The organism is Veillonella montpellierensis DSM 17217 (genome assembly GCF_000426745.1).
Taxonomy (GTDB): domain Bacteria; phylum Bacillota; class Negativicutes; order Veillonellales; family Veillonellaceae; genus Veillonella; species Veillonella montpellierensis.
Genome location: NZ_AUFY01000039.1, coordinates 1 through 1,291 on the forward strand (window position 1 = coordinate 1; position 1,291 = coordinate 1,291).

Annotated in this window: 1 pseudogene; it reads left to right on the forward strand. The window is 40.4% G+C overall.

From position 1 onward, the window contains the following. A pseudogene (locus K357_RS09815) lies at positions 1-1,291 on the forward strand (hypothetical protein); the annotation flags it as partial.

Genomic DNA, 1,291 nt, shown 5'->3' on the forward strand with positions numbered 1-1,291 from the left:
AAACTTGGCGGTGGTACTATCGACGACAAAGCAACGAATGCGAACCTCGTAACTGGCGCTACCGTAAAAACTGCGTTAGATGGTAAAATGGCGTCCTGGGTATTGAAAGCGTCTTCAGATGCTAGTGAAGAAGCAAAAAAAGGTCAAACCATTGACAATACCAATAACGATGTTATCTTTGATGTAGCTACTGCAGACGCATCAAAAGGCTTAACCGTTACTCGTGCTGGTAACAAGATTACTTACGGTATTAATAAAGCGGAATTGGCGAAAGCAATCGAAGGAGACATTATTAGTAATATCAATAGTAACTCGACACCAATCGAGAACATATCGGCTAACTTCTCCATCAGTGATAAAGATAATACGAATACAAAGAATATAAGCTTAACCAAAACATCCCATCCTACGATTCAATTCTTAGGGGAAAAAGATAAAATCGATGTAACCGTAGGCGGTGATGCAGCGACTCCAACCGTTACCGTGACAGCGAATGCTAAACTAGGCGAAAACCTTGATATTAGTAATAATAAAAGTGTTAAAGATATCAATACTGAAATTACTAACATTACCAAAAATGGTCTTTCTATTCCTGGCAAAGACGGCAAATCCATTGCCGGTTTGAACGGTAATGATGGCATTGGTCACTTAGGCTTAACTGGCGCTAAAGGTGATGATGGTAAATCACCAAGTATCGACATGACTGCTATTAAAGGGAAAGCTGGCGTTGATGGTAAAGATGGTATTACACGGTTACAATATGTAGACGAAAATAATAACCCTCATCAAGTAGCAACCTTGGAGGATGGCTTGAAATTCACTGGCAACAACTCGGCGGTGAATAAGCATCAATTAAATAGTACCGTTAAGATTGTTGGTCAAGGTCTTGTTAGTGCAGATGACGCTACCTATAACGGTAAAGACACAGACACAGCCAAAGACAAAGCGAAAAAAGCATTCTTGTCGGATAAGACAACTCAGTTTGAAGGTACTGACGATAATATCGGTGTTATCTCCAATGGCACTGATACATTAACCGTATCCTTGGCGAAGAATGTTAAAAACCTCGATAGCATTGGTAGTAAGAAAGTGGTTATCGGCGACCCAGATAAAGGTGGCAAAGGTAAAGGCAAGGTGACTACTTTAAGTACTGACGATAAAGGTAGGTTAGTACTACAAAAAGGTACTGATGAAACTGCACCAAAAGAAGCTATTTTGACAGCCACTAGAGAAGAGGTAGATAATGGCGATGGCACTAAGACACCTACTGATATCATTAAGCTTGGCGAAG